The sequence below is a fragment of the Micromonospora sediminicola genome (assembly GCF_900089585.1).
GTDB classification, from domain to species: domain Bacteria; phylum Actinomycetota; class Actinomycetes; order Mycobacteriales; family Micromonosporaceae; genus Micromonospora; species Micromonospora sediminicola.
Genome location: NZ_FLRH01000004.1, coordinates 479051 through 496290, shown reverse-complemented (window position 1 = coordinate 496290; position 17240 = coordinate 479051). Strand labels below are relative to the sequence as shown.

The window sequence follows — 17240 nt, the reverse complement described above, 5'->3', positions numbered from 1 at the left end:
GCCCCGGGGCGCTCACGCCGCGCCGCCCGTGACCGGTCCCGTCGTGGTCAGCTCCGGCGCGGCGACCGGGTCGGACATCGCGGTGAGGATCCGCCGGGGCGGGGTGAACGGCTCCCGGGCGTGCGCGGCGAGCATGTTCTCCACCAGCAGCACGTCTCCCTGTCGCCACGCGAAGGAGCGGGTCTCCGCGGCGTACGCGGCGCGCAGCTCGGCCAGCACGTCGTCCGGCAGCGGCGTGCCGTCCCCGTACGCGGTCTGGTAGGGCAGGTCCTCCTCGGCCAGCGCGGCCCGCAGCCCGGCGCTGACGTCCTCGGGCAGCGACGTGACGTGGAAGAACAGCGCGTGGTTGAACCAGGTCCGCTCGCCGGTGACCGGGTGCCGGCGTACCGCCGGGCGGACCTGCCGGGTCCGCAGCTGTGTCTCGCCCACCCACTCCACGTCGATCATGGCGCGGGCGCAGTACGCCTCGACCTCGGCGCGCGAGTCGGTCTGGAACGCGGTCTGCCAGCTCAGGCTGATCCCGGGCAGGTAGTTGCGCCGGTAGAGCACGCCACGGCGCTCGAACTCGGCGACCGTCTCCGGGCGCAGCCGGGCCAGCACCCGACGGCTGTCCGCCAGCGGCGTACGCCCACCGGCGGCCGGTTCGACCTCGCAGTGGAACACGATGCGCAGCGGCCAGGTGACCGTGTACGACTGCTCGTTGTGCAGCACGATCGGCTGGTCGGCCGGGTGCTCGGTGGAGGTGTAGACGCCCTCGGTGACCCGGCTGCGCGGCGAGGAACGCTCGCCGTAGGACAGCACGTCACCGGAGAGCGCCGCCATCACGGTGCGGAAGTCGTCGGCGCCGGCCACGGCGAAGCCGCGGAACAGCACCGCGCCGGCGCGGCGGGCCAGCTCGTCGACCTCGGCGCGGTGCCCGGCCAGCCAGCCGGCCAGGTCGACGTCGGGGACGTTGGCGCGGACCAGCGCCGGCAGCGGGCCGCCGGACCAGTCCGGCCGGACGTCCACCAGGTTCCGGTCCCGGCCGCGACGGGGGACGGGCCGTGCGACCCGGGTCTGATCGGTCATCTCTCACTCCCAGCGGTGTCGACGCAGTCGGCCAGACTGCGCCCGGGGTCGACGGCGGCGGCGCGCAGCAGCGCGGTGAGGCGGCGGTGCCACGTCGCCACCCCGTCGTGGTTGAACAGGTCGGTTCGGTAGGTCCAGAGCGCGTCCAGCCCGCCCCGGCGGTCGTCCAGCCAGAGCGTCAGGTCGAGGCGGGCCGCGTCCGGCGTCAGCTCCACGCCGGTGAACTCGCCGCCGACGGCGCTGCGGTGCCGGGCCGCCGGCGCGTTCTGCACCCCGAACGCGACCTGGACGAGCGGATTGCGGTGCGGCCGGCGGGCCGGGTTCAGCCGTTCCACCAGCAGGTCGAACGGGACGTCCTGGCGGGCGGCGGCGAACAGGGTGACCCGCCGTGCCTCGGCGAGCAGGTCGGCGAACGAACGGTCGAGGGCCGGTCGCAGGCGCAGCGGCAGCGTGTTGACGTGGCAGCCCACGCTCTGCTCGGCGGCCACGCTGGTGCGGCCGGCGAAGGCGACGCCGACCAGCAGGTCGTCCCGGCCGGTGGCGGCGCCGAGCAGGGCGGCGAACGCGGTCAGCCCGACCATGTGCAGGCTGGCCCGGTGGGCGCGGGCCAGCTCGCGTACCGCGGCCACGGTCGCCGGCTCCACTGTGGTCCGCAGCGCCCGACCGTCGAGCGGGGTCCCCGGACGCGTCGGGCGGCCCTTCCGCCGCGCCTCCAGGTCGAGCACGGTGGGGGCGCCGTGCAGCTCACGCACCAGCTCGTCGACGGCCCGCCGTCCGGCCGGCCCGGCCAGCCAGGCGCGCTGGGCGGCGGCGACGGCGGCCGGTCCGGGCGCCGGCTCACCGGGTGGCGCGTCGGGGTCGTCGTAGGCCGACGCCAGGTCGCGTACCAGCACCCCGAACGACCAGTCGTCGGCGACGGCGTGGTGCACGACCAGCAGCAACGCCTCGGCCCGGCCGGCGGCGTCGGGCAGCAGGCACGCGCGCAGCAGCGGCCCCACCGCCAGGTCCATCGGGGTACGGGTGACCTGGGCGGCGAGCCGGGCGAGCCGGTCGTCGAGCGGGGCGCCCGGGTCGGGCGGCGCGACGGTGGGAGCGGGGTGGGCGTCGGGCCGCACGACCTGCACCGGACCGTCCGGCCCGGCGGGCAGGACCGTGCGCAGCGCGGGATGCCGGTCGACCACCCGGTGCAGCGCCCGGGTCAGCCGCTCCGGGTCCAGCGGGGTGGCGAAGCGGACCGCGAACGCCAGCAGGTAGGACGTGTCGGCCGGGTCGAGCCGGTGCAGGAACCAGAACCGCCGCTGCGCGGGGGAGAGCGGCGCCGGCCCGCCGCCGTCCGGCCCGCCGTCGGCCGGGTCCGCGGGGACGGCGTCGGCCGGGTCCGCGGGGACGCCGTCGGCCGGGACTGCGGGGACGCCGTCGGCCGGGTCCGCGCCGCTGCCGTCGGGCGTACCCGTCGGGTCGGCGTCCGGGGTGGGCGGCGCGTCGAGGTGGGCGGCGAGCGCGGCGAGCGTCGGGTGGGCGAACAGGTCACCGGGGCGCACCGGGCGGCCGGTGGCGGCGGCCAGCCGGGTGGCGCAGCGGACCGCCAGCAGCGAGTCGCCGCCGAGCGCGAGGAAGTCGGCGTCCGGGCCGGTCACCGGCACCCCGAGCAGTTCCCGCCACACCGTCGCCACCGCGACGGCGGTCGGGCCGAGCGTCCCGTCGTCCGGACCGCTGCCGTCCGGGTCACCGCCGAGCGCCGGCGCGGGCAGGGCGGCCCGGTCGACCTTGCCGTTGGGCAGCGTGGGCAGCCGGTCCAGCCAGACCACGGCGGCCGGCACGAGCGGCCCCGGCAGCACCTCGGCCAGACGGGCCCGGACGTCGTCGCGCCGCTCGCCGACCAGGTAGCCGACCAGCAGCGGGTCCCCGCTCGGGCCGGGCCGGACGGCGGCGGTCGCCTCGCGTACGCCGAGCAGCGCGGCGAGCCGGGCGGCCACCTCGCCCAGCTCGATCCGGTAGCCGCGCAGCTTCACCTGGTCGTCCAACCGGCCGAGGTAGGCCAGTTGCCCGTCCGGGCGCAGCCGGACCCGGTCCCCGGTGCGGTACATCCGCTCGCCCGGGCGGAACGGGTCCGGCCGGAACCGGGCCTCGGTCTCCGCCGGCCGGTCCAGGTAGCCGCGGGCCAGTCCGGCGCCGGCCAGGTACAGCTCGCCCGCCTCGCCGGGCGGCAACGGCCGCCCGTCCGGGTCGAGCACGTACGCCCGGGTGCCCGGCAGCGGCCGGCCGATCGGCGGCTCCGTCTCGTCCGGCGGCACCTCGGCCCAGGTCGAGTACGTGGTGTCCTCGGACGGGCCGTAGAGGTTGCACAGCCGGCGGACGTGCGGGCGGGCCCACACCCGGGCGGCCAGCGCGGCGGTCAGCGGCTCGCCGGCCAGGCAGACCGTACGCACGCCCGGCGGCAGCGCCCCGGCGGTGAGCAGCTCGCCCATCGCCGCCGGCACGGTGTTGACCAGCGTCACCGGCAGCCGGTCCGCGTCGGGCGCGGCCAGCGCCAGCACGTCGTCGACCAGCACCACCCGGCCGCCCCAGGCCAGCGGGCCGAAGATCTCGAAGACGGACAGGTCGAAGCAGACCGAGGTGGCGGCGAGCATCCCGCCCAGCTCGGTGTCGTCGAAGGTCTGCCGGACCCAGTGCAGCAGCACCGACGCCGAGCGGTGCTCGATGGCGACGCCCTTGGGTCGCCCGGTGGATCCGGAGGTGTAGATGACGTACGCCAGATCCCCGGGTGTCACCGGCGTCGCCGGGTCGGTGCCGTCGCCGTCCGGGTCGAGCCGGTCGACGAGTACGGTCGGGCCGGCGAACCGGTCGGCCAGCCCGGCCCGGGTCAGCACCAGCCGCGCCCCGGAGTCGGCGGTCATGAACGCCACCCGGGCCGCCGGGTAGGCCGGGTCCAGCGGCACGTACGCGGCGCCGGCCTTGAGCACGGCCAGCAGCGCGACCACCAGTTCCGGCGTGCGCGGCAGGCAGACGCCGACCCGGTCGCCGACACCGACGCCGCGCGCCAGCAGCACCCGGGCCAGCCGGTTCGCCGCCTCGTCGAGGTCCCGGTAGGAGAGCGTGGTCTCGCCGCGCCGGACCGCCTCCGCGTCCGGGGTCCGGGCCGCCTGGGCGGCGACCATCCGGTGCAGACAGTCCACGGTGGTGCCGCCCCCGGCCCGCCGGGTGGCGGCGCGGCGGGTCGGTCCGGCGGGCCGGGCGGGCGCGCTCACCGGGAACCACCCACGGCGGCGAGGCGACGGTCCGCCTCCTCCTGGATGCGGTCCTTGTCGGTCAGCACGACGCTGCCCGGGTCGTTGTCCGGCAACTCGTCCTCCAGCCGCCGGATCCGCCGGTACGCGATGCCGCCCGCGGCCAGCGCCAGCGCGCAGAGGCCGGCCAGGATCGCGGCCAGGGCCATGCCGCGCCCCGGACCGGTGCCGACCAGCCCGGCGAGCGGGCCGTCCGGCCGGGCCAGCGGGGCGAGCACGTGCTCGGCCAGCGGGCCGGCGCTGAGGAACCCGGCCGGCACCATCAGCCAGGACAGCATCTGCGCCATGGCCAGCACCCGGCCCTGGAGTTCCAGGCCCACCTTGGCCTGCACGATCGCCAGCCAGTGCGTGTTCACCAGGGCGGTGGCCAGGCCCATGCCGAACAGCCCGAGGGCGGGGAAAAACGGGTCCGGCCGCAGCCCGACGGTGAGGAGTGAGACGCCGAGCAGCACGACGCTGGCCAGGATGCCGGTGGTCCGCCGGGCGGTGCCGCCCCAGACGCCCATCAGCACCGACCCGACCACCATGCCGACGCCGCTGGCGGCGAGCACCCGGCCGAGCACCGCCGGGTCGCCGAAGGAGAGCGTGAGCGGGGTGACCAGCACCTCGACCATGGCGAAGAAGTAGTTCAGCGACGCCACCAGGACGACCAGGGCGACCAGACCGTGCCGGCGGACGATGAACCGCCAGCCGCCCAGCACCTCACGGCGGAACGGCTCCTCCCGCCGGACGAAGAGCGTGTCGGGGAAGCGGACCGACAGCGTGACGGTCACCGCCACGACGAACGTGACCAGGTCGATCACCACGATGCCGCGCAGTCCGACGGCGAGGACCAGCGCGCCGCCGACCAGCGGCGCCAGCACGGTGCTGGTGGCGGTGCCGAGCGAGACGATGCCGTTGGCCCGCCCGTAGTAGCGCTTGGGCACCAGCTGGGTGACGGCCGCCTGGTAGGCGGGTTGCTGGAAGGCGGTGGCCACGGCGGTGACGGTGATCGCGGTGAGGATGTGCCAGAGGCGCAACTGGCCGAACCAGAGCAGCAACGCGAGACTGACCGTGCCGGTGGCGGCCAGGCAGTCGGCGAGGACCATGATTCTTCGGCGGTCCCACCGGTCGGCCAGCGCGCCGGCGATCGGGGAGAGCACCACGGCCGGCAGCAGCGCCAGCACGGTGGCGGTGGCGAACAGCGACACCGACCCGGTCCGCTGGTAGACCCACAGGCCCATGCCGAACGCGGTCAGGCCGCTGCCGATCAGCGAGACCAGTTGACCGATCGCGACCAGGTAGAACACCGCCAGGCTGGGGGTCGCCGTCCGCCGCGCCGGGACGTCCGCCGGGGCCGGGGCGGTCCGGGACGCCCGTGCCTCTGCGGGTCCGGCGGCGGGCCGGGCCGGGTCCGCCGGTGCGGGTCCGGCGGTGGCGGCGTCCGGCGCGGGTCCGGTGCTGGCGGCGTCCGGCGCGGTGGCGCAGTGCGTCAGGATGACGTCGGCCAGCTCGGCCGGCTGGTGCTTGGCGAAGTAGTGGCCGGCGCCCTCGATCACCTCCAGCGACACCTGGTCGGCGAAGAACTCCCACTCCAGGTAGCGCTCCTGGTAGAGCTCGGTGGCCCGGTCGCCGCTGCCGACCACGCAGACCAGCGGCGCGGACAGCTTGCGGGGCAGGCCCCGCGCGTACACGTCGGTGTAGTAGTCCTCGCCCCGGGCCGAGTCGGCCAGGACCACCCGCATCACGAAGTCCTTCTCGGCGGAGTCGAAGACCTCGGTGAAGAAACCCATCGCACGCAGCGACTCCAGCGTCCGCCGCTTCGACGCCCACCGCTCCACCGGGAACCACCGGCGCAGCCAGCCGAACACCCGGCCGGGCAGTCGGGGGGCGGGGAAGTGCGCGCCGATCACCACGCCGGTGACCTCGACGCCGGCCGCCTCCAGCCGGCGGGCCAGCTCGACCGCCTCGGCGCCGCCCACGCAGTGCCCGTACACGGCCACCGGGCCGGTGATCTGTCCGACCACCTCGGCCACGCAGCGGTCCACCAGCTCGTCCAGGTCGAGCATCGGCTCGTCCGGGCGGTTCAGGTCGTGCCCGGGGCGTTCCAGCGCGTACAGCGACACCCCGGCCGGCAGGGCGTCCGCGAGCGGCTGGAAGGTGATCGCGCTGCCGCCGCCGAACGGTACGCAGAGCAGCGTCAGCGTGGTCGGCGTGCCCGGCCGGGCCGGGGTCAGCTCGTGCAGCAGCCGGCCGGCCGAACCGCCGGTCTCGGCCAGGTGCGCGGTGAGCCCGCGGATGGTCGGGTGCCGGAACAGGTCGAGCACGCTGATCGCCGGGTCGGTGCCGGCCAGCGCCTTGATCGCGCGGAACGAGTCGCCGCCCAGGTCGAAGAAATCGTCGTCGATGCCGACGCGCTCGTAGCCGAGCACCTCCGCCCAGCGCCGCGCCAGCGCCTCCCGCAGCGGCGTGTCCGGCGTGCCTGCGCCGACCTCGGCGCGCTCGCGGCGGGGCGCGGGCAGGGCCGACCGGTCGACCTTGCCGTTGGCGTTGAGCGGCATCCGGTCCAGCGGCACGAACGCCGACGGCACCATGTAGTCCGGCAGCCAGGTGCGCACGAACGCCCGCCACGGCGCCGGGTCGGCGGCGAAGTCGGCGGTCACCTCGCCGGAGGTGTCCGGCTCCGGGCTGCCGGTCAGGGTCAGGTACGCCACCACGGCCTTCTCGCCCGCGTCCTCGCGGACCACCACGGCCGCGTCGCGGACCGCGTCGTGCCGGCGCAACGCCGCCTCGATCTCGCCCAGCTCGATCCGGAACCCGCGCACCTTGACCTGCGAGTCGCCCCGGCCGAGGAACTCGATCCGCCCGTCGGCCAGCCGGCGGCCGAGGTCGCCGGTGCGGTAGAGCCGCCCGTCGCCGTACGGGTCGGGGACGAAGCGCTGCGCGGTCAGCGTCGGGTCGTCGTGGTAGCCGCGGGCCAGCCCCGGCCCGCCCAGGTAGATCTCGCCCGGCACGCCGACCGGCACCGGAGCGAGCCGCGCGTCGAGCACGAGCGCCCGCATGTTGCCGATCGGACGGCCGATCGTGGGCCGGGTCTCGTCCGGCGTGATCCGGTCCATGGTGGCCCACACGGCGGCCTCGGTCGGCCCGTACAGGTTCCACAGCGCGTCGACCCGCTCGGCGAGCTGCCGGGCCAGCGGCGCGGGCACCGCCTCGCCGCCGCAGACGGCGGTCAGCCCGGGCGTGCCGGTCCACCCCGACTCGATCAGCAGTCGCCAGGTCGTCGGCGTGCCCTGGGCCAGCGTGACGCCCTCGGCGTCGAGCAGCGCGGCGAGGCGGGCCGCGTCGTAGGCGACGTCCCGGTCGACCAGCAGCATCCGGGCGCCGACCACCAGCGGCAGGAACAGCTCCGGCACGGACATGTCGAAGGCGAAGCTGGCCATCGCCAGCATGGTGCCGTCGCGGGTCAGACCGGGGCGCTCGCGCATCGCGGCGAGCGTGTTGACCACCGCGCCGTGGGTCACCCGGACGCCCTTGGGCCGGCCGGTCGATCCGGAGGTGTAGATCAGGTATGCCAGGTGGTCCGGCCCGGCCGTCACCGGGGGAGCGGTGTCCGGCCCGTCGGCCGTGCCGGCGGTCACCACCGCGCCGGCGAAGCCGGCGAACCGGTCGGCCAGCGCCGCGTCGGTGACCAGCACCGTGGCGCCGCTGTGGGTCAGCACGTACCGCTGCCGCTCCACCGGATACTCCGGATCGACCGGGACGTACGCGCCGCCCGCCTTCAGCACGCCCAGCAGCGCGACCGGCAGCTCGGCCGAGCGGGGCAGGCAGACCGCGACCGGCACGTCCGGCCCGACGCCGGCCCGGCGCAGCCGGTGCGCGAGCCGGTTGGCCCGGGCGTCGAGCGCGGCGTAGCTGAGCGTGGTCCCGCCGAACGTCACGGCCGGTCGGTCCGGGTTCGTGGCCACCTGGTGCGCGAACAGGTCGACCAGGGTCGGCACCCGGTCCGGCGCGGCGTCCCACGCCGTCGGCGTGGCGGTGTCGTTCCACTCGGCGAACCGGGCCAGCTCGGCGGCGGTCAGCACCGGCAGTTCCGCCAGCCGGGCGCCCGGGTCGGCGACCGCCGCGGCGAGCAGCGTGTCCAGGTGGCCGATCATCCGCTCGGCGGTGCCCGCGTCGAAGAGCGCGGTGTTGTACTCCAGCCGGAACCGCAGCCCCTCGGCCACCTCGTACGCGTACAGCGCCAGGTCCTGCTGGGCGATCCCGGGCTCCACCGCGAACGGGGTCATCCGCACGCCGGCCGCGTCCACGTCCCGCTGCTCCGGCACGTTGAGCAGGTTGAACATCACCTGGAACAGCGGGTTGCGGCTCAGGTCCCGGGGCGCGTCGACCAGGTCCACCAGCCGCTCGAACGGCACCTCCTGGTGGTCGTACGCGCCCAGCGCGGTGCGCCGGACCTGCCGGAGCAGCTCGGTGAAGGTCCACTCGCCGTCGAGCACGGTGCGCAGCGGCAGCATGGTGACGAAGAAGCCGACCATCGGCTCCAGCTCGGCCCGGACCCGGCCGGCGACCGGCATGCCGACGCAGACGTCGCGCTGGCCGGTCCAGCGCCACAGCACCGCCTTGAACGCGGCGAGCAGCGTCATCGCCAGCGTGGCGCCGTGCTCCTGGCTGAACCGGCGGAGCCGGTCGGCGGTCTCCCGGGGCAGGACCAGCGTGCGGACCGCGCCGTCGAACGTCTGCACCGGCGGGCGGGGCCGGTCGGTGGGCAGCTCCAGCACGGCGGCCACCCCGTCGAGCTGCGCGCGCCAGTACCGCAGGTCCGCGCTGTCCGGGTCGGCCAGCCGGTCGCGTTGCCAGCGCGCGTAGTCGCCGTACTGGACGGCCAGCTCGGGGAGCGGGTCGGGCCGTCCCGCGCGGGCGGCGGCGTACCCGGCGGCCACCTCCCGGGCCACCACGCCCAGCGACCAGCCGTCGGAGACCGCGTGGTGCATGGTCAGCGACAGCACGTGCTTCTCGTCGGCGACGCGCAGCAGCACGGCCCGGAACAGCGGGCCGGTGGCCAGGTCGAACGGTCGCCGCACGTCGGCGGCGAGGGCGGCGTGCACCCAGCGGGGGACCGCCTCGGCCACGGCCGGCTCGACGATGCTGACGGGCGCCGGCGCGTCCGGTTCCGCCGGGGCCTCGACGACCGGCAGCTCCACCGGCCCGGCCGGCAGCACCCGCTGCACCGGGTCGCCGTCCGGCCCGATCGGGAACACGGTCCGCAGCGCCTCGTGCCGGCGCACCAGCCCGGCCAGCGCCGTGCGCAGCGCGTCCCGGTCGAGCACGCCCTCCAGCAGCAGCGTGGTGCCGACGGTGTAGGCGTTCTGCGCGTACGCCTGGTCGAGGAACCACAGCCGGTGCTGCCCGGAGGAGAGCGGCGCGGGTCCGGCGTCCGGATCGGCGCGGGGGATGCGCGCGAGCGCCGTCGCCGCCGGGGCGACCGGCGCCGGTGGCGTTGCCGCGCCACCGGCCCCGGTCGCGGACCCGGCCGCGGCGCCGTCCTCGGTGGTCGCGGTGGGCGCGGGGGCGGTGCCGGCGGGCAACGCCGCGGCGAGACCGGCGACGGTGGGTCGGGCGAAGACCGTCTCCAGCGGCACCGCGACGCCGAGGCGGTCCCGCAGCCGCACCACCACCTGGGTGGCGAGCAGCGAGTGGCCGCCCAGCGCGAAGAAGTCGTCGTGCGCGCCGACCGGCCGGATGCCGAGCAGGTCCGACCAGATCTCCGCCACGCACTCCTGCGCGGGCGTGGCCGGCGGGACGTACGCGGTGCCCAGCTCCGGCCGGTTGCCGGTGTCCGCCGGCGCGGCCACCGGCGCCTCGGCCGGCGTCGCGAGCGGCGTCGGGGCGACCGCGCCGGGCCGGGGCGCCGGCGCGATCCAGTAGCGGTGTCGCTCGAACGGGTAGCCGGGCAACGGCAGCCGCCGGTCCCCGTCGCCGGGGAACCGTTCCAGGTCGACCGGCACCCCGGTCAGCCAGAGCCGGCCCACCGCGTCGAGCAGCGTGCCGACGTCGTCGGCCTCGGCGCGGGGGTGCCGCATCATCGCCACCGCCTGCGCCGGCCGCAGCCCGGCCAGCCGGACCAGGCCGCCGAGGGCGTTCCCGGGCCCCACCTCGGCCACCGTCGCGTCCTGCTCGGCGAGGAACGCGGCCGACGCGGCGAAGCGGACCGGCTCGCGCAGGTGCCGCACCCAGTACGCCGGGTCGGTGACCAGCCCCGGGGTGACCGGACCGCCGGTCAGGTTGCTCAGGTAGGGGCGCTCGGGTTCGGCGTACCGCACCCGGGCGGCGTGCGCGGCGAACTCGTCGAGCACCGGGTCGAGCAGCGCCGAGTGGTAGCCGCGGGCCACCCGCAGCGGGCGGCAGACGACACCGTCGGCGGTGAGCCGCTCCCGCACCCGGCCGACCGCCGCCGGGTCGCCGGAGACCACGCACAGCCGCGGGGCGTTCACCGCGGCCAGCGACACGCCCTCGTCGAGCAGCGCGGTCACCGCCGACTCGGGCAGCGCGACCGCCAGCATCGCGCCGACCGGCGTCCGCTCCACCAGCTCGCCCCGGACCCGTACCAGGCGCAGCGCGTCGTCCAGGGAGAACACCCCGGCGAGGCAGGCGGCCACGTACTCGCCGAGGCTGTGACCGACCATCACGTCCGGTGTGACGCCGCGCGCCAGCAGCGTCCGGGCCAGCGCGTAGCCGGTCACGAACAGCGCCGGTTGCACCAGGCGGGGGCGGGCCAGCAGTTCCTCCGCCACCGCGTGCCCGCCCGGCTCCGGGCACAGCACGGCCCGCAGGTCCCGGGCCAGGTCGCCGCCGAGCAGCTCGGCGCACTCGTCCACCACGGCCCGGTAGGTCGGCTCGGCCCGGTGGAGCCCGGCGCCCATCGCCACGTGCTGGGCGCCGTGGCCGGGGAAGGCGAACGCCAGCGTCCGCCGGCCACCCGGGTGGACGCCGGTGAACTGGCGCTGCGGGGCGTCGAGCGCGGCCACCGCGTCGGCGCGGTCCGCCGCGACCACGTACCGGCGGTGCGGCATCGCCGCCCGGCGGCCCAGCGCCGCCGCGACGTCCGCGAGCACCACCCGGGGGTGGGCGTCGAGGTGGTCGCGCAGCTGCCGGGTGGCGCTCTCCAGCGCGGCCGGGGTACGCGCCGACAGCGTCAGCAGCCGGGGCCCCGGCGCGGGCGGGGCCGGCGGCGCGACCGGCGACGCCGGCGGCTCCTCCAGGACGACGTGCGCGTTGGTGCCGCCCATGCCGAACGAGCTGACCCCGGCCCGGCGCGGACCGTCGCCGGGCCACGGCCGGGCCGCGCCGTCGAGCCGGAACGGGCCGGACGCGAAGTCGATGCCCGGGTGGGGACGCTCCACGTTGATCGTCGGCGGCAGCGTCCGCGTCCACAGCGCCATCACGGTCTTGATCAGGCCGGCCACCCCGGCCGCGGCGTCGGTGTGCCCGATGTTCGCCTTGACCGAGCCGAGCGCGCAGAAGCCACGCTCGTCGGTGCCGCGCCGGAACGCCTCGGTCAGCGCGGCCACCTCGATCGGGTCGCCGAGCGTGGTGCCGGTGCCGTGCGCCTCCACATAGCCCACCGAGCGCGGGTCCACCCGGGCGGCGGCCAGCGCGCTGCTGATCACCTCGACCTGCCCGGCGACGCCCGGCGCGGTGTAGCCCGTGCGGCGGGCCCCGTCGTTGTTGATCGCCGAGCCGCGGATCACCGCGTAGACCGTGTCGCCGGCGGCCAGCGCGTCGGCCAGCCGCTTGAGCACCACCACGCCCACGCCGCTGGACTCGATGCTGCCGCGCGCCTCGGCGCTGAACGGCCGGCAGTGCCCGTCGGGGGAGTAGATGCCCCCGTCGTGGTGCAGGTAGCCGCGCCGCTGGGCCGGGAAGACGCTGACGCCGCCGGCCAGGACCACGTCCGACTCGCCGGCCAGCAGGCTCTGCCGGCCCAGGTGCACGGCCACCAGCGAGGTGGAGCAGGCGGTGGCCACGGTGACCGCCGGACCGGTCAGGTCGAGCTGGTAGGCGACGCGGCTGAGCAGGAAGTCCTTGTCGTTGCCGAGGGAGATCTGGTGCTCGCTGAGCGCGCCGGTCAGCTCCGGCCGGCCGTTGAGGTGGTCGAGCAGGTAGGAGCTGCGGCCCGAGCCGGCGAACAGGCCGACCCGGCCGGGGTGGCGGGACGGGTCGTGCCCGGCGTGCTCCAGGGCGTGCCAGGCGCACTCCAGCAGCAGCCGGTGCTGCGGGTCGAGCGTCTCCGCCTCCCGGGGCGTGAAGCCGAAGAACGCCGCGTCGAACTCGTCGATGCCGGGCAGGTGGGTGCCGGCGCGCACGTACGCCGGGTCGTCGATCCGGGCCGGGTCCGCGCCGTCGGCGAGCATCTCCTCGACGGTGAACTCGCGGACCGACTCCACCCCGTCGCGGATGTTGGCCCAGAACTCGTCGACCGTGCGCGCCCCGGGGAACCGGCAGGCCATGCCGACGACGGCGACCAGCGCCTCCGCCGAACCGGCGGCCACCGCGGCGCCGGCGCGCGGCGGGGCCTGCGGCGCGGGTTCCGGCTCCGCCCCGGTCGTCGTCCCCGAGACCAGGTACGCGGCCAGCGACTCGACGGTGGGGTGGCGGAACAGGTCGGTGGCGGTGAGCACGTCACCGAGCCGGGCGCGCAGCCGGTCGAGCACGGCCAGCAGCCGCATCGAGTGCCCGCCGAGGTCGAAGAAGCTGTCCCGGACGCCGACCTCGTCGACGCCGAGCACCTCCCGCCACACCTCGGCGACCAGCCGTTCCAGGCGTACCCGGTCGCCGTCCCACCGGACGGGCGGGACCGGCGCGACGGTGCCGGCGGAGGGCGCGGGGCCGGCGGACGGCGAGGCCGCCGCCGGGCCGGGCGTGGAGGCGGGCGGGACGGCCGCCGCCGGGCCGGGCGCGGGCAGCGCGTCGGCGTCCACCTTGCCGTTGCCGGTCAGCGGCAGCGCGTCGAGCCGGACGAACGCGTCCGGCACCAGCCAGGACGGCAGCTCGGCGGCGAGCGCGGCCCGCAGCTCGGCCGGACCGGTCCCGCCGCCGGCCAGGTACGCGACCAGCCGGGGGTCGGCCGGGTCGTCGTGGCGCAGTTGGACGGTCACGTCGACGTCCGGCCGGTGCCGCCGGACCGCCGCCTCGATCTCGCCGCACTCCACCCGGTAGCCGCGCACCTTGACCTGCCGGTCGGTGCGGCCCAGGTACTCCAGGACGCCGTCGGGCCGGCGGCGGACCAGGTCGCCGGTGCGGTACAGCCGCGCGCCCGGCGTCCCGGCGAAGGGGTCGGGGAGGAACCGCTCGGCCGTGACGGTCGGCTGGCCGAGGTAGCCGCGCGCCACCCCGGCGCCGCCCACGTACAGCTCGCCGGCCACGCCCACCGGCGCCGGGTTGCCCCACGCGTCGAGCACGTGCAGCGCGGTGTTGGCGATCGGCCGGCCGATCGGCACCGAACCGTCAGCGGGCGTGCCGGGCTCCACCTCGTACGCGGCGCAGCCGACCACCGTCTCGGTCGGGCCGTACTCGTTGACCAGCGCGGTCTCCGGCGCGTGCCGCCGCCACGGCGCCACCTGGTCGGCGCGCAGGTTCTCGCCGCCGATCACGAAGCACCGGGTCCGCCCGGCCAGCTCGTCCGGGCGCAGCTGGTGGGTGACCAGCTCCAACTGGGCCGGAGTGATCTTGACCAGGCCGAACGGCGTGGCGGTGTCGCGCAGCGCCTCGCCCAGCGCCGCCGGGCCGAGGTGCTCGCCGATCATTCGGACCGTGGCGCCGGCGGCCAACGGCACCAGCAGGCTGGTCACGGTCAGGTCGAACCCGACCGAGGAGTGCAGCGGGACGACGTCGCCCGGCCGCAGCCGGTACGCCTGAGCGGCCCAGCGCACGTAGTTCGCCACACCCCGGTGGGTGACCATCACGCCCTTGGGGTGGCCGGTCGAACCGGAGGTGTGGATGACGTAGGCCAGCTCGTCGGCCGACGGCGTGGGCCGGCGACGCGCCCGCCGTCGTGGCCCGCCGCCGCGCGCCGGCCCGGCCCCCGTAGCCGGCGCTTCCGGCCCCGGCACCAGCAGCGCCCGGTCCCCGGGTACGAGGTGTGCCAGCTCGGCGCAGGTGAGCACCACCGGAGCGGCGGTGTCCCCGATCAGGTGGCGCAGCCGGGCGGGCGGGTTGGCCGGGTCCAGCGGCACGTAGGCGGCGCCGGCCCGCAGCACCGCCAGCACCGCCACGGTGAACGGCGCCGCGCGCGGCAGCAGCACCCCGACCAGGGCGCCGACGCCCACGCCCCGACCGCGCAGCGTCTCCGCCAGCGACTCGGCCCGGTCGTGCAGCTCCCGGTAGCTCAGCGCGGCCTCGCCGTCGGTCACCGCCACCCCGTCGGGGGTACGCCGGGCCTGCTCCTCGATCAGCGTGTGGACCAGCTCGTCCGGCTCGTCCGGCGTGGCGGTGCGGTTCCACTCCTCGACCAGCCGGCGGTGCTCCTCGACGGTGAGCATCGCGGCCGAGCCGACCGGCGCCCCCGGGTCGGCGAGCAGCGACGCCAGCAGCGTCTGGAAGTGCCCGGCGAGTCGGGCCATCGCGTCGTCGTCGAACAGCTCCGTGCGGTACTCCAGCACGGTCCGCAGACCCTGCTCGTTCTCCCGTACGGCCACGGTGAGGTCGAACTTCGCGGTGGCGGGCGGCACCTCCACGGCGCTGACCTCGAGACCGTCCAGGCGGGGCGGGGCCGCCTCCCGGCCGTGCACGAACATCACCTGGAACAGCGGGCTGAAGCCGGCCCGTCGGGGCGGGCGCAGCGTCTCCACCACGGTGGAGAAGGGAAGCTCCTCCCGGCTCAGCGCGTCCAGCACGGCGGTGCGTACCCGCTCCACCAGCGTGGCGAAGGACGGGTCGTCGTCCAGCCGGGCGCGGATCGCCACGGTGTTGAGCAGCAGGCCGACGAGCTGCCGCGTCTCCGGGCCGCGCCGGCCGGCCACCGGCGTGCCGACCACCACGTCCCGCTCGCCGGTCCACCGGGCCAGCAGGACGTGCAGCACGGTCAGCAACACCATGTACGGCGACACCCGCGCCTGCCGGCAGAACGCGGCCAGCGCCTCGGCCGGTACGTCCAGCGGCACGCTCAGCGAGGCGCCGGCGTCGGACGGCACCGCCGGGCGTGGCCCCCGGGTGGGCAGGTCGAGCGCCGCCGGAACGCCCGCGAGCTGCCCGCGCCAGTAGTCGAGCTGCTCGGCCGCCTCCGCCCCGGCGAGCCAGTCCCGCTGCCGCAGCGCGTGGTCGCGGCAGTCGTGCGTGACCGGGTCGAGCCCGGCCGGCACCCCGGCGCGGTGTGCGGCGTAGAGCCGTTCCCACTCCTCGTGGAGGATGCCCAGCGACCACTCGTCGACGGCGACGTGGTGGATCGTCAGCAGGAGCACGTGCTCCTCCGGCGCGCACCGCAGCAGGTCGGCCCGGAGCACCGGTCCGCGTACCAGGTCGAGCGGGTCACGCGCGGCGGCCCGGAGCCGGGCCCGGACCTCCCGGTCGCGTTGCCAGCTCGGCAGGCCGCTGAGGTCGTGCACCCGCAGCAGCCCGGGGCGCGGCGCGTGCACCACCTGGACGACCCGGGTCGGATCGTCGTCGCCCGGCCCGGTCGGCTGTCCGGCGGGTGCCTGCGGTCGGGCGAGCGTGGTGCGCAGCGCCGCGTGCCGGGCCACCAGGTCGTCGAGCGCGGCGGACAGGGCCGCCACGTCGAGCGGGCCGTGCAGCCGGTAGGCCAGCGGCACCAGGTAGGCGGCCGAGCCCGGGTCGAGTCGGTCCAACTGCCACATCTGGCGCTGGGCGGCCGTGGCCGGCGCGGGCCGGTCGGAGTCGGGCCGTGCCGGTGGGGCGGTCACCGGTCTCCGGGTCCGCAGGACGTCCGTCATCGCCTCCGCCTTCGTCGCTGCCCGGCCGTGAGGTGGCCGCATCCGGGCGCGGGCAGCCGCCGCGCCGGACCGTGCGGTCAGCCGGATAGTGGGAAAAGATCAGGATTCCTCGATGGGAACCTCGCCCATCATGTCACCGTCGATCTTCACCCGCCGATCCCCGAATCGTGTCGGCAGTCGGTGCGTTCGGTGACCGGGGCGGCACGTTCGGCCAATTCCCGCGCGCCGGTAAGAAATGCGATTGCGACCCGGCCCGGTCGCCACCCGTGTCGCCCACCGCCGTGATGTCGCCCGTGTCGGTCATCGCCTTTCCCGCCACCTCCACCGCACTGTGGAGGGATTTGCCTGATGCGTGCGGCGATGACGTCTATGTGGGCGCGTTGGCGGACGTTTCAGCAGCTCAGTCCGCGTCTGATGTGGATCGTTGACAGGGTGATCTTCGATGGCATACCGTCACGAGGAATCCTCGCGCCGGCCCGGCGGCCAGACCGGTGATCTGCGTGCCGGAGCCGATCACGCCGTTCTCCGGCGATTGTGTCGACAATTGCGCAGTCGCGCGCGCCGCCCGGTCGGATATCCGCGCCCTCTGCGGAGCACTTTCCGCCCCCGTTTTCGGTCGACATTTGACACTCCGTCAGTCGTCTGCCCGTCACCCCGCACGCCCCAGCTCCTCCTTCCCCCGGAGACCCCCCGACCCACGGTCGCGCCACCTCACCCGCCACCGTGGCGTCGATCATGAGGTTGGCGGCGACAAAACGGGCGGATCGAGCGGTCAACTTCATGATCGACGGGGTGGGTGGGGTGGGGTGGGGTGGCCGATCGGTGGAGGGGGGCCACCGGTGTGGGCGGAATTGATGTCTGGCGGTCGATTACCGGTGCGGCGGCGTATCGCGAGAAGTCCTTGCCTCCTACGGTGACGTCCGGCACGCGGACGGACGGACTCGGGAACCACCCGAGG

3 protein-coding genes are annotated in these 17240 nt (G+C 76.3%); all 3 read right to left on the bottom strand.

The features are described 5' to 3' along the window. Nucleotides 1–12 precede the first annotated feature (12 nt). The 3 genes from GA0070622_RS23590 to GA0070622_RS23580 are packed head-to-tail and all read right to left on the bottom strand — an operon-like array spanning nt 13 to nt 16282. The gene (locus GA0070622_RS23590; protein WP_091578786.1) at nt 13–1068 is read right to left on the bottom strand and encodes a TauD/TfdA family dioxygenase; all 1056 of its coding nucleotides are present in this window, start codon (nt 1066–1068) and stop codon (nt 13–15) included. After that, nucleotides 1065–4316 carry a non-ribosomal peptide synthetase gene (locus GA0070622_RS23585; protein ID WP_091578783.1) on the bottom strand — a complete coding sequence of 1084 codons (3252 nt, stop codon included), beginning with the start codon at nt 4314–4316 and terminating at the stop codon, nt 1065–1067. Before GA0070622_RS23585 ends, GA0070622_RS23590 begins: the two co-directional genes overlap by 4 nt. Beyond that, complete coding sequence (locus GA0070622_RS23580) at nt 4313–16282, bottom strand: non-ribosomal peptide synthetase/type I polyketide synthase (protein WP_176710567.1); 11970 nt, start codon at nt 16280–16282, stop codon at nt 4313–4315. The genes GA0070622_RS23585 and GA0070622_RS23580 overlap by 4 nt, the downstream gene beginning before the upstream one ends. Nucleotides 16283–17240 lie beyond the last annotated feature (958 nt).

Excerpts from the sequence above, each read along its gene's own strand:
- GA0070622_RS23590 (WP_091578786.1), bottom strand. The coding sequence starts at position 1,068 with ATGACCGATCAGACCCGGGTCGCACGGCCCGTCCCCCGTCGCGGCCGG.
- GA0070622_RS23580 (WP_176710567.1), bottom strand. The coding sequence starts at position 16,282 with ATGACGGACGTCCTGCGGACCCGGAGACCGGTGACCGCCCCACCGGCA.